The organism is Rhodobacter xanthinilyticus (assembly GCF_001856665.1).
GTDB lineage: Bacteria > Pseudomonadota > Alphaproteobacteria > Rhodobacterales > Rhodobacteraceae > Rhodobacter > Rhodobacter xanthinilyticus.
Map to the genome: position 1 here is coordinate 2,385,975 of NZ_CP017781.1, position 23,483 is coordinate 2,409,457.

At 67.2% G+C, this 23,483-nt stretch carries 20 protein-coding genes; 8 read left to right on the top strand and 12 right to left on the bottom strand.

Annotated elements, in window-relative coordinates:
* The first annotated feature begins 58 nt into the window (after positions 1-58).
* Genes puuE through LPB142_RS11635 form a run of 3 tightly spaced genes read left to right on the top strand, consistent with a single transcriptional unit; the run spans position 59 to position 2,808 of the window.
* A complete protein-coding gene (puuE, locus tag LPB142_RS11625) occupies positions 59-1,474 on the top strand; it encodes an allantoinase PuuE (RefSeq protein ID WP_071166470.1) in 1,416 nt (471 codons plus the stop codon).
* The gene (locus LPB142_RS11630; protein WP_071166471.1) at positions 1,471-2,301 is read left to right on the top strand and encodes a bifunctional allantoicase/(S)-ureidoglycine aminohydrolase; all 831 of its coding nucleotides are present in this window, start codon (positions 1,471-1,473) and stop codon (positions 2,299-2,301) included. Before puuE ends, LPB142_RS11630 begins: the two co-directional genes overlap by 4 nt.
* Before the next feature lie 3 nt (positions 2,302-2,304).
* Positions 2,305-2,808 carry an ureidoglycolate lyase gene (locus LPB142_RS11635; RefSeq protein ID WP_071166472.1) on the top strand — a complete coding sequence of 168 codons (504 nt, stop codon included), beginning with the start codon at positions 2,305-2,307 and terminating at the stop codon, positions 2,806-2,808.
* Here the strand turns inward: LPB142_RS11635 and LPB142_RS11640 are convergent.
* A complete protein-coding gene (locus tag LPB142_RS11640; protein WP_071167236.1) occupies positions 2,774-4,018 on the bottom strand; it encodes a glycerate kinase type-2 family protein in 1,245 nt (414 codons plus the stop codon). The two genes, LPB142_RS11635 and LPB142_RS11640, sit on opposite strands and share 35 nt — an antisense overlap.
* Before the next feature lie 57 nt (positions 4,019-4,075).
* Positions 4,076-5,656, bottom strand: coding sequence for a bifunctional metallophosphatase/5'-nucleotidase (locus LPB142_RS11645; RefSeq protein WP_071166473.1), 1,581 nt, complete (start codon positions 5,654-5,656; stop codon positions 4,076-4,078).
* A gap of 117 nt (positions 5,657-5,773) precedes the next feature.
* Between LPB142_RS11645 and LPB142_RS11650 the strand changes: the two genes are divergently transcribed.
* Genes LPB142_RS11650 through arsC form a run of 3 tightly spaced genes read left to right on the top strand, consistent with a single transcriptional unit; the run spans position 5,774 to position 7,496 of the window.
* Positions 5,774-6,112, top strand: a complete 339-nt coding sequence (locus LPB142_RS11650) for a DUF952 domain-containing protein (RefSeq protein WP_071166474.1) — start codon at positions 5,774-5,776, stop codon at positions 6,110-6,112.
* Entirely contained in the window at positions 6,109-7,167 is a 1,059-nt protein-coding gene (locus tag LPB142_RS11655; RefSeq protein ID WP_071166475.1) for a quinone-dependent dihydroorotate dehydrogenase, read from the top strand. Before LPB142_RS11650 ends, LPB142_RS11655 begins: the two co-directional genes overlap by 4 nt.
* On the top strand, positions 7,158-7,496 hold the full coding sequence (arsC, locus tag LPB142_RS11660; protein ID WP_071166476.1) for an arsenate reductase (glutaredoxin): 339 nt from the start codon (positions 7,158-7,160) through the stop codon (positions 7,494-7,496). Before LPB142_RS11655 ends, arsC begins: the two co-directional genes overlap by 10 nt.
* Here the strand turns inward: arsC and LPB142_RS11665 are convergent, their stop codons facing one another.
* From LPB142_RS11665 to acs, 8 genes are all read right to left on the bottom strand, one after another.
* Complete coding sequence (locus LPB142_RS11665) at positions 7,497-9,590, bottom strand: exonuclease domain-containing protein (RefSeq protein WP_071166477.1); 2,094 nt, start codon at positions 9,588-9,590, stop codon at positions 7,497-7,499.
* Complete coding sequence (locus LPB142_RS11670; protein WP_068765861.1) at positions 9,587-9,979, bottom strand: response regulator transcription factor; 393 nt, start codon at positions 9,977-9,979, stop codon at positions 9,587-9,589. The genes LPB142_RS11665 and LPB142_RS11670 overlap by 4 nt, the downstream gene beginning before the upstream one ends.
* A gap of 2 nt (positions 9,980-9,981) precedes the next feature.
* Complete coding sequence (locus LPB142_RS11675; protein WP_071166478.1) at positions 9,982-10,509, bottom strand: hypothetical protein; 528 nt, start codon at positions 10,507-10,509, stop codon at positions 9,982-9,984.
* A gap of 9 nt (positions 10,510-10,518) precedes the next feature.
* On the bottom strand, positions 10,519-12,345 hold the full coding sequence (locus tag LPB142_RS11680) for a DUF294 nucleotidyltransferase-like domain-containing protein (RefSeq protein WP_071166479.1): 1,827 nt from the start codon (positions 12,343-12,345) through the stop codon (positions 10,519-10,521).
* Between the two features lie 88 nt (positions 12,346-12,433).
* On the bottom strand, positions 12,434-14,308 hold the full coding sequence (locus LPB142_RS11685; protein WP_071166480.1) for a sodium:solute symporter family protein: 1,875 nt from the start codon (positions 14,306-14,308) through the stop codon (positions 12,434-12,436).
* A 15-nt stretch (positions 14,309-14,323) separates the two neighbouring features.
* Complete coding sequence (locus tag LPB142_RS11690) at positions 14,324-14,581, bottom strand: DUF4212 domain-containing protein (RefSeq protein ID WP_071166481.1); 258 nt, start codon at positions 14,579-14,581, stop codon at positions 14,324-14,326.
* Between the two features lie 65 nt (positions 14,582-14,646).
* Positions 14,647-15,339, bottom strand: a complete 693-nt coding sequence (locus LPB142_RS11695) for an adenylate kinase (protein WP_071166482.1) — start codon at positions 15,337-15,339, stop codon at positions 14,647-14,649.
* A 4-nt stretch (positions 15,340-15,343) separates the two neighbouring features.
* The gene (gene acs, locus LPB142_RS11700) at positions 15,344-17,317 is read right to left on the bottom strand and encodes an acetate--CoA ligase (protein ID WP_197474216.1); all 1,974 of its coding nucleotides are present in this window, start codon (positions 17,315-17,317) and stop codon (positions 15,344-15,346) included.
* Positions 17,318-17,737: 420 nt separating this feature from the next.
* Here acs and LPB142_RS11705 point away from each other — a divergent pair, with 420 nt between their 5' ends.
* Entirely contained in the window at positions 17,738-18,217 is a 480-nt protein-coding gene (locus LPB142_RS11705) for a HugZ family pyridoxamine 5'-phosphate oxidase (protein ID WP_068765855.1), read from the top strand.
* A gap of 60 nt (positions 18,218-18,277) precedes the next feature.
* Here the strand turns inward: LPB142_RS11705 and LPB142_RS11710 are convergent, their stop codons facing one another.
* Positions 18,278-20,566 carry a glycosyl hydrolase family 28-related protein gene (locus LPB142_RS11710; RefSeq protein ID WP_071166483.1) on the bottom strand — a complete coding sequence of 763 codons (2,289 nt, stop codon included), beginning with the start codon at positions 20,564-20,566 and terminating at the stop codon, positions 18,278-18,280.
* Between the two features lie 287 nt (positions 20,567-20,853).
* Between LPB142_RS11710 and LPB142_RS11715 the strand changes: the two genes are divergently transcribed.
* Complete coding sequence (locus LPB142_RS11715) at positions 20,854-21,756, top strand: CHAD domain-containing protein (protein ID WP_068765853.1); 903 nt, start codon at positions 20,854-20,856, stop codon at positions 21,754-21,756.
* 33 nt (positions 21,757-21,789) lie between these two features.
* Here the strand turns inward: LPB142_RS11715 and LPB142_RS11720 are convergent, their stop codons facing one another.
* Positions 21,790-23,391: a lysine--tRNA ligase gene (locus LPB142_RS11720; RefSeq protein ID WP_068765852.1), complete on the bottom strand. Its 1,602-nt coding sequence runs from the start codon at positions 23,389-23,391 to the stop codon at positions 21,790-21,792.
* Positions 23,392-23,483: the final 92 nt, after the last annotated feature.

A 23,483-nucleotide genomic window follows, 5' to 3' on the forward strand; every position in this document is an offset into this window, starting at 1 on the left:
AGCCTCTTGCGCCCGCCCCGGATTGCGCTTTTGATCGGCTGGAAAAACGGAGGCTCCGATGATCCGATACCCTCGCGACATGCGCGGCTACGGCCCGAACGCGCCCGATGCGGCCTGGCCGGGCGGCGCGAAAGTGGCGATTTCGCTGGTGCTCAATTACGAAGAGGGCGGCGAGAATTCGATCCTGCATGGGGATGCGGCCTCCGAAGCCTTCCTTTCCGATATCGCCGGCGCCGCGATGTGGCCGGGCCAGCGCCATTGGAACATGGAGTCGATCTATGAATACGGCGCCCGGGCCGGGTTCTGGCGGCTCCACCGGCTCTTCACCGGGATGGGCCTGCCGATCACCATCTACGGCGTCGCGACCGCCCTCGCCCGCAACCCCGAACAGGTCGAGGCGATGAAGGCGGCGGGCTGGGAGATCGCCTCCCACGGGCTGAAATGGGTCGAACACAAGGACATGCCCGAGGCCGAGGAGCGCCGCCAGATCACCGAGGCGATCGCCCTGCACACCGAGGTCGTGGGCGCCCCGCCGACGGGCTGGTACACCGGCCGCTGCTCGGCCAACACCGTGCGCCTGACCGCCGAGACCGGCATTTTCGACTGGATTTCCGATACTTACGACGACGACCTGCCCTATTGGCTGGAAGTCGGCGCGCGCGATCAGCTCGTCATCCCCTATACGCTCGAGGCCAATGACATGCGCTTCGCCACCTCGCCGGGCTGGATCGAGGGCGAGATGTTCTTCCAATATCTCAAGGACAGTTTCGACACGCTCTACGCCGAGGGCCTCGAGGGCCGCGCCAAGATGTTCTCGATCGGGCTGCACAACCGGCTGATCGGCCGCCCCGGCAAGGTCGCGGGGCTCAAGCGCTTCCTCGATTACGCCCGCACCCATGACGGCGTGTGGTTCGCGACCCGCGGCCAGATCGCCGCGCATTGGGCCGCCACCCACCCCCATCGCCGCTTCGCCCGCCCGAGCCAGATGACCCGCGGCCAGTTCGTCAACGCCTTCGGCGCGATCTACGAGCACAGCCCCTGGATCGCCGAGCAGGCCTGGGATCTCGAGCTCGGCCCCGCCCATGACAGCGCGGTGGGCCTTGGCAACGCCCTCGCCCGCGCCTTCCGCTCCGCCTCCGAGAGCCAGCGGCTGCGCGTGCTGCGCGCCCACCCCGATCTCGCCGGCAAACTCGCCCAGGCCAAACGCCTGACCGCGGAAAGCAGCGCCGAACAGGCCTCCGCCGGGCTCGATGCGCTCACCGACGCCGAGCGCGCCCGCTTCGAGGCGCTTAACACCGCCTATACCGCGCGCTTCGGCTTCCCCTTCATCATCGCCGTGCGCGACCATGACAAGGCGGGCATCCTGCGCGCCTTCGAGACCCGCCTCGCCAACGACGCCGACACCGAATTTGCCACCGCCTGCGCCCAGGTCGAACGGATCGCGGGCCTGCGCCTGAAGGATCTTCTGCCATGACCGGCTACTACACCCCCCCGGGCGGCCTGCCCCCGCAAACCGCGCTGATGACCGGCCGCGCCGTCTTCACCGAGGCCTATTGCGTGATCCCGAAGGGCTGCTTTTCGGAGATCGTGACGAGCTACCTGCCCGGCTGGGAGGGCACGAAACTCTGGCTGATCGCCCGCCCGATGAGCGGCTTTTCCGAGACCTTCTCGCAATATGTCATGGAGGTCGCCCCCGATGGCGGCTCGGACGAGCCCGACCCGGAGCCCGGCGCCGAACATGTGCTCTTCGTCACCGAGGGCGAGATGTGGCTCTCGCTCGACGGGCAGGAATATGAGCTCGCCGCGGGGGGCTATGCCTATATCCCGCCGGGCACCGCCTGGCGCGTCAAGAACGGCGCCGACCACCCGCTGCGCTTCCATTGGCTGCGCAAACTCTACGACCGCGTGCCCGGCCTGACGCCGCCCGAGGCCTTCGTGACCAATGAGCGCGAGATCGCGCCCACGCCGATGCCCGACACCCAGGGCCGCTGGGCGACCACCCGCTTTGTCGACCCGACCGACCTGCGCCACGACATGCATGTCAATATCGTCACCTTCCAACCCGGCGGGCTGATCCCCTTCGAGGAAACCCATGTCATGGAGCACGGCCTCTATGTCCTTGAAGGCAAAGCGGTTTACAAACTCAACCGCGATTGGGTCGAGGTCGAGGCGGGCGATTTCATGTGGCTGCGCGCCTATTGCCCGCAGGCCTGCTACGCCGCCGGGCCGGGGCCGTTCCGCTACCTGCTTTACAAGGATGTGAACCGCCACGCCCATCTGCGCGGCCCCTTCGCGCGCTGAGCCATGCAGATCCGCGCCGAACCGCTGACCGCCGCCGCCTTCGCCCCCTTCGGCGAGGTGCTCGAGGCCGCCGGCCCGCCCGACAAGATCATCAACGCGGGCCTCTGCGGGCGCTTTCATGACCGCGCCACGCTCGATTTCGGCCCCGCGCCCGGCCGCGCCGGGATCTCGGTCTTTCAGGCGGTGCCGCGCGCGCTGCCCTATACGTTCGAGCTGCTCGAGCGCCACCCCGAGGGCAGCCAGGCCTTCCTGCCGATGACGGCCGATCCGTTCCTGATCATCGTCGCCCCCGATGCGGGCGGGCGCCCCGGCGCGCCGCGCGCCTTCCTCACGAGCGGCGCGCAGGGCATCAACTTTCGCCGCGGCACCTGGCATGGCGTGCTGACCCCGCTCGCCGCGCCGGGCCTCTTCGCCGTCGTCGACCGGATCGGGCCGAGCGCCAACCTCGAGGAGGTGGTCCTCCCCGCGCCGGTCACCGTTCTGCCGGAAGAACCAGCAACGCCCTGAAATCGTTGACATTGGTGAGCGTCGGCCCGGTCACCACCGCGCCCTGCGCCGCCGCGAAGAAGCCGTGGCTGTCATGCTCGGCCAAGGCGCGCGCGGGGTCCTGCCCCGCCGCGGCCCCGCGCGCGAGCGTCTCGGGGCCGAAGACCGCCCCCGCCACCTCGGCCGCGCCATCGACCCCGTCGGTATCGCAGGCGATCCCCCAGATCCCCGCCGCACCGGCAAGCTCGAGCGCCGCCGCGAGCGCGAATTCCGCGTTCGGGCCCCCGACCCCGCGCGCGCCGGGCGTCTGCGTCACCGTGCATTCGCCCCCGGAGAGGAGCACGAGCGGCCCCGCCCCGCGCCGCGCCAAGGCCGCACGCGCCTGCGCCCGGCCCACCTCCCGCGCCTCGCCCTCGAGCGCATCGCCGAGGATCTCGACCGCGCAGCCCGCCGCCCGCGCAACCTCCGCCGCCGCCGCCAGCGAGGCCCCTGGCGCCGCGATCACCTCCGTCTCGGCCCGCCCGAGCCGCGCATCGCCCGGCGCAATCACCCCCGCCCCCGCCGCCAAAACCGCCGCAGGCGGCGCGATCCCGTAGCGCGCCAGAACCGCCGCCGCCGCCCCCGCGCCTTGGGCCTCGCCCACCGTCGGCCCCGAGGCGATCGCCGCCGGGTCATCGCCCGGCACATCCGAGATCAAAAGCGCCCGCAGCCGCGCCGGATAGGCCGCCGCCGCAAGCTGCCCGCCCTTCACCGCGCTCAGATGCTTGCGCACCAGATTGATCTCCGAAATCCGCGCGCCCGAGGCCAGAAGCGCCCCCGTCAGCGCCTGTTTCTCCGCCAAACCCAGCCCCGGCGCCGGCGCACAGAGAAGCGCCGAGCCCCCGCCCGAGATCAGCGCCAGCACGAAATCCTCCGCGCCAAGCCCCCGCAAGAGCCCGAGCATCCGCTCCGTCGCCGCCACCCCCGCCGCATCGGGGATCGGATGGCCCGCCTCGACGATCTCGATCCCCCGGCACGGCCGCGCATAGCCATAGCGCGTGATCACCAGCCCCTCGCAAGGCCCCCAAGCCGCCTCGACGGCCTCGGCCATCCGCGCCGAAGCCTTGCCCGCGCCGACCACCACGACCCGGCCCCCCGGCCGCGGCCCCAAAACCCGCGGCAAGACCCGCATCGGATCGGCCGCCGCCACCGCCGCGCCAAACATCGCCCGCAACAGGCCCTCTGCGTCCATCTTGCCCCCCATGCAAACGGGGGCCCCGAAAGGCCCCCGCAACCCGTTGAAAAGGCGTCACTTCACCGTGATGCGACCATCGAGAACCGGGCTATAGGGCCCGACCTTGGCCAGATACTCCGCCGTGACATCGGCGAGATCGGGCCCGAAATCATAGGCCTTCATCCCCTCGGCATCGAACATCTTGAACCCGTCGCCACCGGTGCGGACATAGTTGTTCGTGACCACGCCATAGACCGCCTCGGGGTCGATCGGCGCCCAATCCTCGCCCGAGCGCACCATCACCTCCGAGATCCGCGCGCCCACCGCGGCCGCCGGGTCGACGGTGTATTTCAGCCCCGCAACCTGCGCAAACCGCCCCGCGCCCTCCTCCATCTGGCTCGCGCCGTTTTCCAGCGCCGCAACGATGGTCGAGCCCTTGGCCTCAAAGGTCGAGAGCGTGTTCTGGAACGGCAGAACCGTGAGCACCTCGCCCATCGTCACCGGCCCCGCATCGATCGAGGCGCGCACGCCGCCGCCGTTCTGGATCGCGATCGTCACGCCCTGATCCTTGACCCGGTCGAGCATCGCCTCGGCGATCAGATTGCCCATCGCGCATTCCTTCAGCCGGCAGTTCTCCCGCGCGCCGTCGATCTCGGCCGCGGCCTCCGCCACCACCTTCTCGCGCATCTCCTGCAACGGCTTGGCCAGCTCCGCCACCCGCGCCGCGACCGCCGCATCGGGCGTCACCGAGGCATCGAGCAAGATCGTGTCGCCCTTGGCCTCCTTCAGCACGCCCGCGTCGTCAAAGGTCAAAACCAGATGGCCGAGATATTTCGAATAGGCATAGGCCGACACCACCGGCACCGCGCCGACCATCGTCGGATAGGCCTCCGCCCCCTCCTCGGTGTTGGAAAAGAGCGTGTGCGAATGCCCGCCCACGACCGCATCGACCCCGGGCACCGCCGCGAGCGCCTTGTCCTTCACGAAGCCCGTATGCGTGAGCGCGATGATCTTCGTCACCCCCTCGGCCTCGAGCGCCGCCGCCTCCGCCGCAAGGCTGTCGGCCTCGGCCTGGAAGATCACATTCGGCCCGGGCGAGGAGGTCTCGACCGTATCGGTCGCGAGCGCCGAGATCACCCCGATCTTCTCGCCCCCCACCTCGAGCACCGCATGTTTGGCGACCTTGCCCTTCAGCTCGGCCGAGTTCGACAGATCGAGGTTGCCCGAAATGACAGGGAACTTGACCTTTTCGATGAAGGCGGCCAGCGCCGCCGGGCCGTCATCGAACTCATGGTTGCCGACAGCCATGGCATCATAGCCGATATCGGTCATGAACTCTGCCGTATCGGCGCCCTTGTAGGTCGTGTAAAACAGCGAGCCCTGGAACTGGTCGCCCGCATCGAGCACGATCACATGGCCGCCCTCGGCCGTGATCTGATCGCGCAGCTCGGCCACTTTCGCCGCCACCCGCGCGATGCCGCCAAAACATTTGCCCTCGGCCTCATCCTCGGCGCCACAGGTCGAATCGTATTTGTTGATCGGCTCGATCCGGCTGTGCAGATCGTTGGTGTGCAGGATATGCAGCGTGTAATCGGCCGATGCCGCCCCGGCCGAAAGCGCCAAAACGGCCGCCGAAGCGAGAAAACGAGCAATCATGTAACCCTCCGGAAATTGAGATGGGCCCAGCTTGCGGGCAAGGCGCGCCGCTGTCAAAGCCCCTCTGCGCCGATCGGCGGGATTGACCAATCCCCGGGCAAAAGGCATGTGAGAGCGATGCTGATCTATAAAATCCTCCGCCGCCCCGAATGGGATGCCCTCCGCGCCGTCGGTTTCACCCTCGGCGCCCCCGTCGATCTGGCCGATGGCTTCATCCATTTCTCGACCGCCGCCCAGGCGCCCGAGACCGCCGCGAAACATTTCGCGGGCGTGGCCGATCTGGTTCTGGCCGCGGTCGAGGCCGAGGCGCTCGGCCCCGAGCTGAAATGGGAGGTCTCGCGCGGCGGCGCCCTCTTCCCGCATCTCTACCGCCCGCTCACGCTCACCGAGGTCGTGCAGGTCCATGATCTGCCGCTCGGGCCCGCGGGCCATATCTTCCCGGAGGCCCTGCAATGACCCCGTTCGAACGCGCAGGCCTTGCGCTGATGCACCGCTTCGACCCGGAAACCGCCCATGGGCTCTCGATCCGCGCGCTGCGGGCGGGGCTCGCGCCGCTGCCCGGCCCGGTCAGCTCGGCGCGGCTCGCGACCGAGCTCGCGGGGCTGGCGCTGCCCAACCCGGTCGGGCTTGCCGCGGGCTTTGACAAGAACGCCGAGGCGCTCGCGCAGCTGATGCGCGCGGGCTTTGGCTTTCTCGAGGTTGGCGCCGCGACGCCGCGCGCCCAGCCCGGCAACCCCAAGCCCCGGCTTTGGCGCCTGACCGAGGATCGCGCCGCGATCAACCGGTTTGGCTTCAACAATCAGGGCATGGCCCCGATCACCGCCCGCCTCGCCGCGCGCCCGGCGGGGATCCCGGTCGGGCTCAACCTCGGCGCCAACAAGGATAGCGCCGACCGCGCCGCCGATTTCGCGACCGTGCTGCGCCACGCGGGCCCGCATCTCGATTTCGCGACCGTGAACGTCAGCTCCCCCAATACCGAAAAGCTGCGCGATCTGCAGGGCAAGGAGGCGCTCGCCGCGCTCCTCGCCGGGGTGATGGCCGCGCGCGCCGAGCTCGCCCGCCCGATCCCGGTGTTCCTCAAGATCGCCCCCGATCTGAGCCCCGCCGAGATCGAGGAGATCGCCGAGGTTGCGCTCGGCTCGGGCCTCGACGGGATCATCGCGACGAACACCACGCTCTCGCGCGAAGGTTTGAAAAGTGCAAATGCGGGCCAACAGGGCGGGCTTTCGGGCGCGCCATTGTTCGAAAAGTCCACGCGCGTGCTCGCACAACTCTCGCGTCTGACGGCCGGGAAACTGCCGCTGATCGGGGTCGGCGGCATCGCCACCGCCGAGCAGGCCTATGAAAAGATCCGCGCCGGCGCCTCGGCCGTGCAGATCTATACCGCGATGGTCTATGGCGGGCTCTCGCTCGCCGCCGAGATCGCGCGCGGGCTCGACGCGCTTTTGGTCCGCGATGGCTTCGGCTCGGTCGCGCAGGCGGTGGGCACAGGGCGCGACAAATGGCTCTGACGATCTGGCACAATCCGCGCTGCTCGAAATCGCGCCAAACGCTCGCGCTCTTGCAAGAGCATGGCGCGGCGCCCGAGGTGCGGCTTTACCTCGAAACCCCACCCAGCCGGGCCGAGCTCGCGGCGGCACTCGCGCGTCTTAACGCGCCCGCCGAGGCGCTGGTGCGCTGGAAAGAGGCCGCCGAGGCGGGCCTTGCGCGCGACGCGAGCGAGGACGAGATCCTCGACGCGCTGGCCGCCAGGCCGCGGCTGATCGAGCGCCCGCTCGTGCTCAGCGAGACCGCCGCGCGGCTCGGCCGCCCGCCCGAGGCCGTGCTCGCGCTGCTCTGATCAGCCGTTCAGATCCTTGATCAGCCGCCCGTGCTTGCGCACCTCGGCCACCACATCGCCAAAGGTCGCCAGCCCGCGCGCCTTCAAGGCCGGCATCAGCTTGAGAAACGCATCCGCCGTCGCCACCGTATCGCCGATCGCGGTGTGGCGCGCCTCCTCGGGGATGGTGATGCCGAGCCGATGGGTCAGCGCGTCGAGGCTATGGGTTTCGGATTGGCCGAAGACCACCGCCGAGAGCAGCACCGTGTCGAGGATCGGGTTGTCGAAATTGAGCCCGATGGCGAGTTCCTTGCGCCGCAGGAACTCCATATCGAAGGGCGCGTTATGCGCGACCAGCACCGCGCCTTCCACGAATTTGTGGAACCGCCGACCGACATCCACAATATCCGGGGCGTCCTCGACCATCGCATCGGAGATCCCGTGGATCTCGGTCGAGGCCGGCGGGATCCGCCGCCCGGGGTTGACGAGCGTGTCGAAGACCTCGCTCTCGACGCGCCGGCCGTTCACGATCCGCACCGCGGCGATCTGCACGATCTCGTCGCCCTCCGAGGGCAAAAGCCCCGTCGTTTCGGTATCGAAGACGACATAGGTGAGCCGCTCGAGCGGGGTTGCGGCGAATTCCGCCTCGCGCGATTGGCCGAGCAGGTCGAAATCATAGACCACCTTGCGCGGCACCGGTTTCGGGCGCTTGACCGAGCGGCGCGCCTCGCGCAGCGGGATGCACAGCCGCGCGCGCCCCTCGCCAAGCCGCTCGGGCCAGATTTCGCTGGCATGGCTGACCAGCACGCTGCGCCCGGTGACACCGGCAAGCCCGGTCTCGAGCGGCGCATCGAGCCAGCGCTCGAGCGCGCCGATCGCGACCGGCGCGCCGGTCCATTCGAGCGCGATCATCGCCCCCGCGCCATCCTCGGAAATCTCGAGACGCAGGTCGCTCCGACCCTCGAGCCGCGCCGCGAGGCCGGCCAAAAGCGCAACCATTTCAAAGCCTTCGCAGCGAAGCATCAAGGGCGCGGCGACCGCGAGCAGCGCCCCCCCCTCGGCCTCGACCCGCGCGCGCACCGCCTCGCCGAGATCGGAGGCCCGGATCATCGCGAGCGGCCACCAATCGGCGCGGTTCTGCTCGTGGCGCTCGAAGAGCGTGTGGATCGCCTGCGCGAGATGGGCGGCCTCGCTGCGCGCGGCCTCGCGCACCCGATCGCGCGCGGCGCCCGTCGGGCCGTCATCGGCGGTCAGCACCCCAGTGAGCGATTGCAGCGCCGCCGCAGGCCGGCGGATCCGGTCGAAAAGCTCATCCATCAGCTGCTCGCGGCTCGCATGCGCGCGCATGTCGCCCGAGACATCGCGCAAGGTCAGCACATAGCCCGGCCGCGCGGTCAGATGATGATCCTCGCCCTCCGACAAAAGCCGCATCCGCGCGGCAAGCACCTTGCCGTCGGCGGTGGTGGCGCAGAGCAGATCCGAGGCCGCATCCGGGTCGTCGGTCTCGATCAGCCGCGCATAGGCGTGGGAAATCGGCGGCTGGTGGAGGTAATCGAACACCCGCCGATCAAGCCCGGGCGCATGGGCGCCGCCGAGAAGATCAACCGCCTGGCCGTTGTAGAAAACGAGCTGATGATCGGCCGTGCACAGCAGCACGCCGACCGGCACATCCGACAGGAGCGCCTCGAGCCGCTCCTTCTCGCGCGCAAGGCGGGTGGTTTCGCGCTGCACCGCCTCGGTGAGCGCCGAGCGGGTCTCGGCCAGATGCTGCGTCACCGCCGCCGCCGCCGGGGCGAGATCGCCCAAGTAGCGCCCGGCGGTCTGGTCGAGCTCGGCCACCACCTCGGCATGGGTGCGCGCGCGCATCCCCCCGGCGAGCCGCTCGATCGGCTTGGCGACGTTTTCGTCGAAGAGGAACCAGACCGCGACGACGAGGCCGAAGATCACGAAGCCCGCCACCGTGCCGCCGATCAGGAAACCGTCGAGCAGATCGGGCTCGCCGAGCTTGGTGTAACCATAGACGAGCCCCGCCACGAGCGCGGCGACATTGCCAAGCGCGAGCGCGGCGAAGAACAGGAAGATACGCAGCCGCAGGCTCAGACCGGCGAGGCTCATGGCGTCGCCCCCGCTTCGAGCAATCTGTGAACTTCTTCCCGCAACTCCTTGAGCTCAAAGGGTTTCGCGATAAAGCCATCGGCCCCGAGCGCGAGCCCCTTGCGCCGCTCCATCGCCGAGCCGCGCGCGGTCATCAGCAAGATCTTCACCCCCGCGAGCCCGCGGTCGGCGCGCACCTCCTGGCAGATCTCATAGCCCGAGACCTCCGGCAGCATGACGTCGAGCAACACCAGATCGGGCCGCGTGTCGCGGATCCGCTCGAGCGCCCCCGCGCCCGAGGCGATCCGGTCGTGCTCATAGCCCTCGCGGCTCATCAGGTAGTCGAGTGCGATCGCGATATTGTCCTCATCCTCCACAATGAGAACCCGCGGCTTGCTCCCCCCAGCCATACTCATCCTCCCATACAGGCGGCCTTCAACCCCGCATCATCGGCCTCGAGCGGCACCCAGGCGCCGGCCGTCAGCGCGCCATCGGGCCCGATCGTGGCGCCGTCGAGCAGATCCGCCCGCGCGCCCTTGGTGCAATCCCACGCCACCGGCACGGTCTGCACCGGCGCCCAGCGTTGCAGCAAGATCAGCTTGCCCGAAACGATCCCCGGCGCGACCTGCACCAGCTCGCGCCGGTCGAGCGCGATCGCGCGGGTGGTGATCGGCACGAGATAGGTCCAGGGCCGCCAGCCCATGCTCTGCTCGACCGAGCGCAGCACCACGACCTCGGCCGGAAGCCCCGCCCGCAGCCGCGAGAACCACGCATATTCGCCCCAGATCGTCACGCCCAGCATCGCAAGCCCCGCCGCCGCCGGCATCACCCAGCGCGGAAACACCACGCCAAGCGCCTTTTTCGCCGCATGGCGCGCGGCAAACACGATGATCAGCGCGAACAGGCCCGCTGCGAACATCGTGATGAAATCATTGGTCATTTTCTATCCTCAGCTCACCACGCCCTTGCCGTGACCGATCGCCGATTGCATCGTGCGCACGACGACGAAGGCGTCGCGCAGATGGGAGCGCTCGAAATCCGACAGATCGGACGGGGCGAGATAATTGTCGGGTTTACGCCCGGATTTGATCAGATGCGACTGGTTTTCGAGCCGCATCGTGGCGATCAGATCATAGGCCTCGATCAGATCGCGCGCGCCCGAGGCGGAGATGATCCCGTGCTCCTCGGCGCCCAGAAGCCGCGCGCGGGTATTGGCGGCGCTGAGCTGGCCCTTGAGCGCATAGACGCGCGCCAGATCCGCCACCGGCACGACGCCGTTGTGTTTCATGTCGATATGGTTGCGATGCTCGCCCGAGCGGATCGTGGCAAAGCCGCGCAAAAGCCCGAGCGGCGGGGTATGTTTGAGCGAATTCGAGATCATATGCGCGGTGAAGATCGAATTGCGCGCCGCGAGATCGAGGGTTTCGGCCTGCAGATCCTGGAAGAGCCGCAGCCCCGTGCCGCCGATCGGGCGCAGGTCGAACATCACCGAGGCGAGCATCTGCGCCTCCGGGCTCGGGGTGTTGATCCAGCCCTGGAAATAGTCGCGCCAGACCCGCACGGGCTGGCACCAGCGCTCGGCGGTGGCCATCATGTCGCCCGGGCAATAGACATAGCCGCAATCGTTGAGCCCGTCGGAGACGATTTTCGCGAAAGCGCGGAAATAGGCCATGTCGTTTTCGGTGGCGCTGTCATCGAGGATCAGGCAGTTGTCCTGATCCGAGACGCCGGTCTGTTCCTGGCGGCCCTGGCTGCCGCAGGCGAGCCACAGATAGGGCACCGGCGGCGCGCCAAGCTCGCGCTCGGCCATCACCAGGAGCCGGCGGGTGACCGCATCGGCGATATCGGTGATCAGCCGGGTGACGACCTCATGGCTCTGATGCCCGCCGACGAGCTGCACGAGAAGCTGCGGGATCCGCGCGGTGACGGCGGCCATTTCGGCGACGGTTTCCGAGGAGACCACATCGCGGATCAAGACCGCCGAGGAGACCGCCTGGAAGCGGGTCAGGTCGGTCTGGGTGATCATGCCGGCGAATTTGCCGCCCTCGGTGATCGGCAGATGGCCGATGCGCCGCTCGAGCATGATATGCAGGATATCGGAGCCGAGCGCGGTGGGCGGCAGCGAGACCGGGTCGGCGGTCATCACCTCGGCGACCGGGGTGGCCAGATCGCGCCCCTCGGCGAGCACCTTGTTGGACAGATCGCGCACCGTGACGATGCCGAGGAGCCGCTCCTCGGGGTCGACGATGCCGAGCGAGGAGACATGCGCATCGCGCATCAACTGCGCGGCCTCGAGCACCGAGGCGCCCGGCCCGCAGGAGAGCGGCTTGCGCGCGATCAGATCGGCGACCTTCTGGGTGGCGATATCGTTGGTCACGCGGTCGCCGCGGGTGCGGGTGAAGAAGCGCGAAAACGCCGGGAAGGTCTCGTTGAGATATTTGAACGTGGGCGCGGGCAGCACGAGGATGATCGAATCCTCGGTCGCCCTGGCCTGGGTCACGGCGATGCCGCCGCGCATCAAGCCGCGCTCGCCAAAGCTGTTGCGGGGCCCGAGAAGCGAGACCAGCCCGCCGTTGCCATCGGTGATCTCCACCGCGCCCTGCTTGATCAGGTAAAGCCCGCCGATCGGCGCGTCGAAGACATAGATCAGCGAATTCGACTTGAATTCCATGCGGCGGAAGGAACGGGCGACCGACGCCAGCTCGTCACGCGGCAGGGTATCATAGGGGTGGACGCTTTCGAGAAAGGCGGTGATGGCTTGAATATCGGCGTCCATGGAACTCTCCCCGGGAAGGGGGGCCGCCCTTGGGGGCGACCCGGATCTTGAAGGGGGCGGAGCCGGAGCCCCGCCCGCAGCCCGGGCCTCAGTGGCCGGTCGCCGCGCCCGCACCTTTGGGGATACGGATCGATTCGACCAGTTCCTGCACCTCGGCCGGGGTCTCTTCCGTCGCGTTCGAGACGAGATAGGCCACCACGAAGTTGAGGATCGCACCGATCGAGCCGATCGCGGTCGACTTGATGCCGAAGAGCATCGGGGCAGCATCCGAGTAGGACGCGGTCGAGGCCACGAAGAACCAGCCCTTGTGCAGGAAGATGTAGACCACGGTGAACACCAGACCCACAACCATCCCCGCGATCGCGCCCTTCGAGTTGATGCGCTTCGTGAAGATGCCCATCATCAGCGCCGGGAAGATCGTCGCCGCCGCCACACCGAAGGCCAGAGCCACGGTTTGCGCCGCGAAGCCGGGCGGGTTCAGGCCGAGCCAGGTCGCCACGGCGATCGCAACCGCCATCGAGACACGGGCCGCCAGGAGCTCGCCTTTTTCCGAGATGTTCGGGTTGAGCTGGCCCTTGATCAGGTCGTGCGAGACCGCCGAGGAGATCGCCATCAGGAGGCCCGCAGCCGTCGAGAGCGCGGCGGCGAGACCGCCGGCGGCGACGAGCGCGATAACCCAAGCGGGGAGCTGCGCGATTTCCGGGTTGGCGAGCACCATGATGTCGTTGTTCACGGTCAGCTCGTTGCCCTTCCAGCCGGCGGCTTGCGGGTTCTTCTCGGCGAGTTTGGCCGCACCGGCCGCCGCCGCTTCGTTGAAGGCGGCGGTGAGTTCGGCGATCTTCGCCTCATCCGCGCCGGCTTTCTTGGCATCGGCGATCGCGGCAGCCTGTTTGGCGGCGCCATCGTTGTAGTACTGGATCAGGCCGTCGCCATTCAGGTCGGTGACCTTCAAGAGCCCGGTTTTCACCCAGTTGTCGACCCAGTTCGGGGTCTCGGAGATCGCGAGCGGCGCGTTTTGCGGGCCGTTCGGGTAGAAGGTGTTGATCAGGTTCATCCGCGCCATCGCCGCAACCGCCGGGGCGGTGAGGTAAAGCAGCGCGATGAACACCAGCGCCCAGCCCGCCGAGGAGCGCGCATCGGCGACCTTCGGCACGGTGAAGAAGCGCACGATCACGTGCGGCAGACCCGCGGTACCGATCATCAGCGACATCGTGAACAGGAACATGTTCAGCGTGGTGTCCGATTGCGCGGTGTAGGACTTGAAGCCGAGGTCGGCGACGAGGCCTTCGAGGGTGGTCAAGAGCGGCGTGCCGGTGGCCTTGGCATCGGCGAAGAGGCCGAGCGGGGGGATCGGGTTGCCGGTCAGGTTGAGCGAGATGAAGATCGCCGGGATCGTGTAGGCGATGATCAGCACGACATATTGCGCCACCTGGGTATAGGTGATGCCTTTCATGCCGCCGAGCACGGCATAGGCGAACACCACCGCAGCGCCGATATAGAGGCCGGTCGCGTTCGACACTTCGAGGAAGCGCGAGAAGGCGACGCCCACGCCCGACATCTGGCCGATCACGTAGGTGATCGAGATGATCAGCAGGCAGATCACGGCGATGACGCGCGCGGTGCCCGAGTAGAAGCGGTCGCCGATGAATTCCGGCACGGTGAACTTGCCGAACTTGCGCAGATAGGGCGCGAGCAGCATGGCGAGCAGCACGTAGCCGCCGGTCCACCCCATCAGATAGGCCGAGGTGTCATAGCCGCCGAAGGCGATGATGCCGGCCATCGAGATGAACGAGGCCGCCGACATCCAGTCCGCGCCGGTGGCCATGCCGTTGGCGATCGGGTGCACGCCGCCGCCGGCGGCATAGAATTCCGCGGTCGAGCCGGCACGGGCCCAGATCGCGATACCGAAGTAGAGCGCGAAGGTCGCACCCACCACGATAAGGTTGAGGGTAAACTGATCCATTGTCCCGATGCTCCCTTACTCTTCCACGCCGTGTTCTTTGTCGAGTTTGTTCATCCGCGCCGCATAGGCGAAGATGATCACGAGAAAGACGAGGATCGAGCCTTGCTGGGCGAACCAGAAGCCCAGATCAGTGCCGCCGATGCCGATACCCGACAGCATCGGGCGCAGCAGAATGCCAAAGCCGAAGGAACAGACGAACCAGATCACCAGAAAGACCTGGATGGTCCGGATATTCGCTTTCCAGTAGGCGTTGGACGAAGATTTGTCCGCCATGAGCGTTACTCCCTGTTTTATACCTCCGAACGGGCCCCCTCCCCGGGGCCCGCCCCTCCCATGTTTCAAGCCGAAACGCGTTCCACGATCGACCCGAGACCCGTGGCGACCGTGTCGATGGAAGCCATCGCATCGATCGTCTCGAGCACGCCAAGAGCCCCGTAATGGGCGATCAGCGGCGCCGTCTGCGCGTGATAGGCTTCGAGCCGGGCACGCGCCGTTTCGGCATTGTCGTCGGCACGGCGCTTGAACTCCGTGCCGCCGCATTTGTCACAAACCCCCGCGGTTTCGGGGTGTTTGAAATCGTCATGATAGCCCTCGCCGCAGCCCGCGCAGGTATAGCGCCCCGCAACGCGCGCGATCATCGCCTCGTCGTCGACCTCGAGCGAGATCGCGGCGGTGACGCGCTGGCCGCCATAGGCCAGGAGCTTGTCGAGCGCCTCGGCCTGCGCCGCGGTGCGGGGAAAGCCGTCGAGGATCACGCCCGCCTTGACATCGGGCTGGCCGAGCCGCTCGCGCAAGATGCCGAGCACGATCTCGTCCGAGACGAGCCCGCCCGCTTCCATCACCGCTTTCGCCGCGAGCCCCGAGGGCGTGCCCGCGGCCACCGCCGCGCGCAGCATGTCGCCCGTCGAGAGCTGCACGAGCCCGAACCGCTCCTCGAGCATCCGCGCCTGGGTGCCCTTGCCCGCCCCCGGAGGGCCGAGCAGGATCAGCACCGCAGGCTTGGTCTCGACCGTGTTGAGCGCCCCCGTCATCGGCTCAGCCCTTGTTGCCGCGGTTGGCGATCAGATCGTCGACGACCGAAGGATCGGCCAGCGTCGAGGTATCGCCCAGCGCGCCGAAGTCGTTCTCGGCGATCTTGCGCAGGATGCGGCGCATGATCTTGCCCGAACGGGTCTTCGGCAGGCCCGGGGCCCATTGGATGATATCGGGCTTCGCGATCGGGCCGATCTCGGTGCGCACCCACTTCTCGAGCTCCTTGCGCAGCGCGTCGGTCGGTTCGACATCGTTCATCAGCGTGACATAGGCATAGATGCCCTGGCCCTTGAGCTCATGCGGATAGCCCACCACGGCGGCCTCGGCCACGGCCTGGTGCGCCACCAGCGCGCTCTCGACTTCCGCGGTGCCCATCCGGTGGCCCGAGACGTTGATCACGTCATCGACGCGGCCGGTGATCCAGTAATAGCCGTCCTTGTCGCGCCGGCAGCCGTCGCCGGTGAAGTAATAGCCGCGATACTGGGCGAAATAGGCTTCCTGGAAGCGGTCATGGTCGCCCCAGAGGGTGCGCATCTGGCCCGGCCAGCTGTCGGAGATGCACAGCACCCCTTCCGCCTCGGTCTCGCCGATCCGCACCGCGGTCTGCGGGTCGAGAACCACCGGCTTCACCCCGAAGAACGGGTTGGTGGCCGAGCCCGGCTTGGTGGGCGTGGCGCCCGGCAGCGGCGTGAGCATGTGGCCGCCGGTTTCGGTCTGCCAGAAGGTGTCGACGATCGGGCATTTGCCCTTGCCGACATATTTGTCATACCACACCCAGGCTTCCGGGTTAATCGGCTCGCCGACCGAGCCGAGCACCTTGATCGAGCTCAGGTCGTATTTCTCGACCCATTCCGGCCCCTGCCCCATCAGCGAGCGGATCGCGGTCGGCGCGGTGTAGAACTGGTTGACCTTGTGCTTTTCACACACCGCCCAGAACCGGCCCGCATCCGGGTAGGTCGGCACGCCTTCGAACATCACCGTCGTCGCGCCATTGGCGAGCGGGCCATAGACGATATAGCTGTGGCCGGTGACCCAACCCACGTCGGCGGTGCACCAGAACACATCGCCGTCATGGTAATCGAAGGTGTATTGGTGGGTCATCGAGGCATAGACGAGATAGCCGCCGGTCGAATGCACGACCCCCTTCGGCTTGCCGGTCGAGCCCGAGGTGTAGAGGATGAAGAGCGGGTCTTCGGCGTTCATCGGGCGCGGCGGGCACTCGGGCGAGACGTGATCCATCAGGTAGAGCAGGTCGACATCGCGGCCCTGCACCCAAGAGATCTGATCGCCGGTGCGCTTGACCACGAGGCAGCGCACCTTGTCCGAGCAGTGCAGCAGCGCCGCATCGGTATTGGCCTTGAGCGGGGTGCGCTTGCCGCCGCGCGGGGCGGTGTCGGCGGTGATCACGAGCTTGGCGCCCGAGTCGTTGATCCGGTTGGCCAGCGCGTCGGGCGAGAAGCCCGCGAAGACGATCGAATGGATCGCGCCGATGCGCGCGCAGGCGAGCATCGCATAGGCCGCTTCCGGGATCATCGGCAGGTAGATGACGACGCGGTCGCCGCGCATGATGCCCTGGCTGAGCAGGACGTTGGCCATGCGGTTCACCTTCTCGGAGAGCTCCTTGTAGGTGATGTGCTGGGCGGGCTCTTCCGGATCATCGGGTTCGAAGATGATCGCGGTTTGCAGCGCGCGGTCCTTCAGGTGGCGGTCGATGCAGTTCACCGAGGCGTTCAGAACGCCGTCCTCGAACCATTTGATCGAGACCTTGCCGAAGGTGAAATCGGTGTTCTTGACCTTGGTATAGGGGGTCATCCAATCGAGACGCTTGCCCTCGCGGCCCCAGAACGCATCCGGGTTCTCGATCGATTCGCGATACATCTCGAGATATTTCTGCGTATTCGCATGGGCGTTTTCGAAGCCCGCCGGAATGTCGCGCATCTCCGGCGCAACGAGGGTCTGTTCCTGAACAGCCGTCATGATGTCCTCCCTAGAAAACCTTGCGGCAATCGCCGCCTTCAGCTCCCGCCTTTCGGCAAAAGCGCTCTACCCCGCCTCAGTGTAAACCGAACATTGCCTTTCATGTAACCCCCTACGTGCATTGAATTTTTCTGTAAATTATTTCACAGGTGACGGGATAAGGTTGTAAATGTGACGAATTTGTTCCGAATTTTGACAAGTTCTTTCAAGCGCTTGCCTGTTCACGGACCCGTGTTTCGTGACGCAACGTTGTTGCGCATGACAGGCCGGTCAAGAAACTTTCCGCATTGCAGCATTTTCCGAATCATGCTGAACACGCCGGCTTCGCCCGGGCTTGATTCGCCCCGCCCCCGCCCCTAGGTCTGGGGGTAGGCCCGGTCAAACCGGCGTCCGAAACGCAAGATCCGCCGGGAGGGCAAGATGACGACCGATCCGATCCGCGAGACCGATGACGAGGCGCGCGCGCTTGCCCGCCGGCTGATCGAGGAGGCGCGCTTTGGCGCGCTGGCCGTGCTCGACCCGCAAACCGGCTTCCCCGCGGTGAGCCGCGTGGCGGTGGGCCCGGGCCCCGAGGGCGGGCTCTTCACGCTGATCTCGGGGCTCTCGGCGCATAGCCGCGCGCTCGGGCAAGATCCGCGCGCGGGGCTCTTGCTCGGCGAGCCCGGCAAGGGCGACCCGCTCGCCCATCCGCGGCTGAGCCTGCAGCTGCGCGCCCATCCCCTGCCCGATACCGACCCGCGCCGCGCCGCGCTGCGCGCACGCTGGCTCGCCGATCACCCCAAGGCGCAGATCTATATCGACCTGCCCGATTTCTTCTTCGTGGAATTCGAGATCCTCGCGGGCGCGCTCAACGGCGGCTTTGCCCGCGCCTATCGGCTCACCGCCGATGATCTGACATGAAAACGGGCGCCCGAAGGCGCCCGCTCTGGCCCCGCTGGGCCGATGCCACCGCTGGCCCGATCAGTTCGGGTTATCGCAGCGGATGCGCATGTGAACCCGCCCCTTGGCCGCCTCGGCCCAGTTGACGGTGACGTTTTGCTGGCTCGTGCCCTGTTCGACCTCGATATAGGGCATCGTGCTCACCCGCGCGTTCGAGGCATTGGTGATCTTGCCCTCGGCCACCAGGCTCTCGACATTGCGCGCATAGCCGCCAAACGGCAGATAGGGCCCCGGCTGCACCGTCCAGGTCGTCTGCGCGGTCGCCTGATCGACCTGCACGAACACCGGGTTGCAGACGAACTGCGTCACCCCGTTGAAGGCATTGCCCTCGATCAGGATATTGCGGAACCGCGTGCGGTCGAGATCGGCGAAGGTCGTGTCGACCTTCTCGAACCGGTCGAGCGTGCCGTTGATCGCGCGGAACACGTTGCAGGAGATGTTGAGCCCCTGGATGAAATGCCCGTCGCCATAGGGTTTGAGCGAGAACCAGGTGAACCAGTTGGCCGCATTCATCGCCACGAAGGTGTTGCCGGTGACGGTCAGCCCGCCGAACGAGAACTCCGAATTGTAATCGGGCGTCGCATCGTGCTCGTTGGTCCATTCGATGACCGAGTTGTCGATGTAATTGCCCGTCACCGCCGATTGCACGTTGGTCTGGGTGAAGACCAGCCCCGCCACGCGCACGCCGGGTTCCTCCTCGTCGCCCTGGAACCAGTGGTTGCCGACGATCAGATGCCCGGTGCCATGCAGCACCATGGTGGTGCCAAAGCGCACGAACCGGCTGTCGCGGATCTTGGCGTCATTGGCGTTGACGTTGAAGGCGATCGAGACGCGGTCCTGCGCCGGCACCTGGCTCTCGTTCGACAGGAACTGGCAGCGGTCGATCAGGATATCCTGACAGCCGGTGCCGATCGAGCTGATCCCGCGATCCTTCGGCGCGTTGATATAGCTGTCGCGCACGCAGAACATCTGCCCCGACGGCGCCAGCAAGATCGCGCTCGCCTCGCCGTTGCACAGGATCTCGACATCGTCGATGTTGAACCGGTCGAGCTTGGCAAGCCCCGAGAAATCCAGCACATATTTGTAGCGCGTGAAGGTGAGAACCCGCGTGCCCGAGCCGCCATAGAGCGGCATCGAGAGCGTCAGCGTCCCCGCGCCGACATTGACCGCGCGCACATAGACCTCGCGCCCGACCCCGGTCCCCGAGACCCGCGCGCCGACCGGGATATTGGCGATATTGACGACGCCGGTCAGCGTGGTGTCATTCGCGGTCGAATAGGTCGCCTGCGAGGTCACCGTGACGGTATCCCAGGCGGTGCCGTCGATCACGTTGAACTGGCCGTTGCGCAAGACCCGGCGGTTCGAGAACGAGGTGATATCGGGCGCGATCGCCTTGATATCGACCGGCCGGGTGATCTCGACGCGCCGCCCCTTGAGGTCGAGCGTGTTGTGGTCGGTATAGGCGAAAAGCGCCTGCAGAGCCTTCTCGAGCCCCAGCTGCTCGTCGCCGAACGCCTCCGCATAGGTCGGGAAATCATAGCTCGACATCAGCGAGAGCCGCGCCGCGGTAGGCATCACCAGCGTGCCGGTGAACCGGATCGGCGCGTCGATCGACAGCGTCGAGCCGATGTAATAGCTTCCCTCGGGCACATGGATGCCCCGACCCGCCGCCGCCGCATCCGCCGCCGCAAAGGCCGCCCGGTCGTCGGTGACGCCGTCCCCCTTGGCGCCGAAATCGCGCACATCGACCCAATCCATCATCTCGCGCAGGAAGGCCTCGGTCACATCGTCGATCTGGAGATCGTCGATGCGCACCACGCCGCCGTTCTGCCCGGTCAGATCGAGCCCGAAATGGCCGTAGATCGGGGTCGTGCCCCAGACCATGTTGACGCCGCCGCGGTTGCCGGTGCCGATGATCGCGCTGACGGTGATCACCTCGCCATAGCTGTCGAGCGCGGTCGAGGTGCCGACCTCGACCAGCCCCGCCACATGCCCCGAGGCCGACATCGCATAGCCCGCGACGCGCACCGCCGGCAGGTTGCCACTCACCGCCTTGATCCGCGCGCTCACCCGCAGGTAAACCCCCGGCAGGATCGGCGTCTGGCCCATGTAGCGCAGCTTTTGCGTGGCCGCCGTCTTGGTCAGCTCGAGACACGATCCGAAATCCTGATCGGCCGCGACGATCGCGGCATTGGCCGCGCCGTCATAGGTCGCCGAACCTGCCGTGCCGTCCTCGCTCGACCAGACGTCGAGCCCCAGTTCGAAGGCGGGCGGGGTCAGCACCAGCCCATCGGTAATCGCAATGTTCATCCGAGAATCCTCTTTGTTCCGGCCCGCCCGGGAGAACGCGCGCGCGCCCCCTGCGCGGGCCAGCCGCCCGCGCGGCCCGCGGGGAAACGCGCCGTCGCTCATCTCGGGAATGCACCGGCGCGTCTTGCCCCGGCTTCGACAGAACTAGCCGGAAAGGTTAAAGGATTGCTGAGATGACCGTGCGCTGCCCAAGCCTTGGGCGCCACGATGCCGCACCGCAGCGAAACGTCACCAAACCGCAGCAAAGGCTTGCTAGGCGGGGCGCAGAGGATCACGCTGGAGCCACCATGTCCTATTCGCTCGCCCCCGAGGATGACACCGCGACCGACACCCTGCGCCGCATCGCGCGCGCGGAGCTCGGCGCGCTGCACGCCGCCGCCGAGGCCGGCGCCGCAGGCGCGCCCGATCCGCAGGCCGCGGCGCTCCTCGTCCATGACCTGCGCAAGGGCATCAAGCGGATGCGCGGCCTGCTGCGTCTCGTGCGCCCGGGCTTTGCCCCCTTCGCCGAGGAAAACGCGGCCCTCGGCGCCGCCGCGCTCGGCATCTCGGCGCTGCGCGATGCCGAGGTGCAACGTCAGGTGCTGATCGAACTGGGCGCCGACGAGAGCGACCCCGAAGGCGCCGCCACCGCGCGCCGCGTGCTCGCCGCCCTGCCCGACCACCACGCCGCCGTCGCCCCCGCCGCGCTCACCGCCTTTGCCGAAGCCACCGCCGAGATCCGCAAACGCGCGCGCCACTGGTCGCTTGCGCACAAGGGCTGGTCCGCCTTCGCCCCGGGCCTCGCGACGAGCTACGCCCAGTGCCAGGCGCGCATGTTCGCCGCCCGCGCCGCCGGCACCGACGAAGCCTGCCACGCCTGGCGCTCGCGCGCGAAACATCACTGGTATCATGCCCGCCTGCTGGCGCCGATCTGGCCCGAGATGCTCGCCCCCCGGATCGAGGCGACCGACCGGCTGGGCGAGACCTTGGGCGATCACCATGATCTCGCCATGCTCGCCGAGGCGCTCGAGGCCGGCCTCGGCGCCGCGGCCGAGGTCGATCTCGCCCCCCTCACCCGGCTCCTGCGCGCCCGTCAGGCCCGCGAGGAGACCGAAGCCTTCCGCCTCGGCGCGCGCCTCTTCGCCGAGGAACCCGAGGCGCTCACCCGCCGCTGGGGGCATTGGTTCCGCCTCTGGCGCGCCGCGCGCTAAACGAAAAGGCCGCCCCGGGGGCGGCCTTTCGGGTTACTTTGCAAGCTCGCCCGCAAGCGCCCGCTTCATCAGCGCAATCGTCTCCGGCACCCCGAAAAGCGCGATGAACCCGCCAAACCGCGGCCCCTGGCTTTGCCCCAGAAGCACCTCGTAAAGCGCCTGGAACCATTCGCGCAGGTTCTCGAACCCATGCTCCTTGCCGACCGCAAAGACGATCGATTGCAGCTCCTCCGAAGGGTCGGCAAAGACCTCGTGCAGATCCTGCGCCGGCAGCGCCTCGAGCCGCCCGACCAGATCCTCGATCGCCGCCCGCTCCGCATCCGAAGGCAGCCGGAAGGTCAGCTCCGGGCGCACGAAATCGTGGAAATAGCGCACCGCAAACCCCGCAGCCTGATCGAGATCGGGGTGCGTCTCGGGCGCGGCCTCGGGCGCATAGCGCTTGATGAAGCCCCACAGCCCCGCCTTGTCGACCGCCCCGGCCACCGAGGCGAGATTGAGCAACATCGCAAACGGCACCACCATCTTGCTCTCCGGCGGGTTGCCGCCATGGATATGCCAGACCGGGTTGTTCACCTGCTGATCGATGTCCTGCGTCGGATAGGCGCGCAGCTGCTGGTGATATTCATCCACCATCTTCGGGATCACATCCCACCACAGCCGCTTCGCCGTCTTCGGCTTCAAATACATGAAATAGCTCAGCGATTCCGTCGAGGCATAGGTCAGCCACTCGTCGATCGAAAGCCCGTTGCCTTTCGATTTCGAGATCTTCTCGCCGCTCGCATCGAGGAACAGCTCATAGGTGAAATGCTCGGGCGCGCGCCCGCCCAGCACCCGGCAGATCCCGTCATAGATCGGCGTATTGGTGCTGTGGTCCTTGCCATACATCTCGAAATCGACATCGAGCGCCGCCCAGCGCGCGCCGAAATCGGGCTTCCACTGCAACTTGACGTTGCCCCCGGTGATCGGCAGCGTCCACTCCCGCCCGTCCTCGTCGTCGAAGGTCACCGTGCCCGCCTTCGCATCGACCGCCTTCATCGGCACATAGAGCACCCGCCCGGTCTCCGGGTGGATCGGCAGGAAACACGAATAGGTCTGCTGACGCTCCTCGCGGAGCGATTTCAGCATGATCGCCATGATCTCATCATATTTCTCGGCCGCCTTGAGCAAGATCGCGTCGAACTTGCCCGCCTTGTAATAGTCCGTCGCCGAGGCGAACTCATATTCGAACCCGAAGGTGTCGAGGAACCGGCGCAGCATCGCATTGTTATGATGCCCGAAGCTCTCGAACTCCTCGAACGGGTCGGGCACCGAGGTCAGCGGCTTCTGGATATTGGCCTTCAGAAGCTCCTGGTTCGGCACATTCTCCGGCACCTTCCGCATCCCGTCCATATCGTCCGAGAAACACAAAAGTTTCGTCGGGATATCCGAGATCACCTCGAAGGCGCGGCGGATCATCGTCGTGCGCGCGACCTCGCCAAAGGTGCCGATATGGGGCAGCCCCGACGGCCCGTAGCCCGTCTCGAAGAGCACATAGCCCTTCTCCGGGGCCTTCTTCTCGTAACGCTTGAGCACCCGGCGCGCTTCTTCAAAGGGCCAGGCTTTGGATTTCATCGCAGCGTCACGAAGGCTCGTCATCTCATACCTCTCCGGGCGCGCCCGTCGCACCCTTTCGCGCCCCACCTATTGAACGGGGGGCCAATCGTCAATAATTTGCACCGCGTAACCCT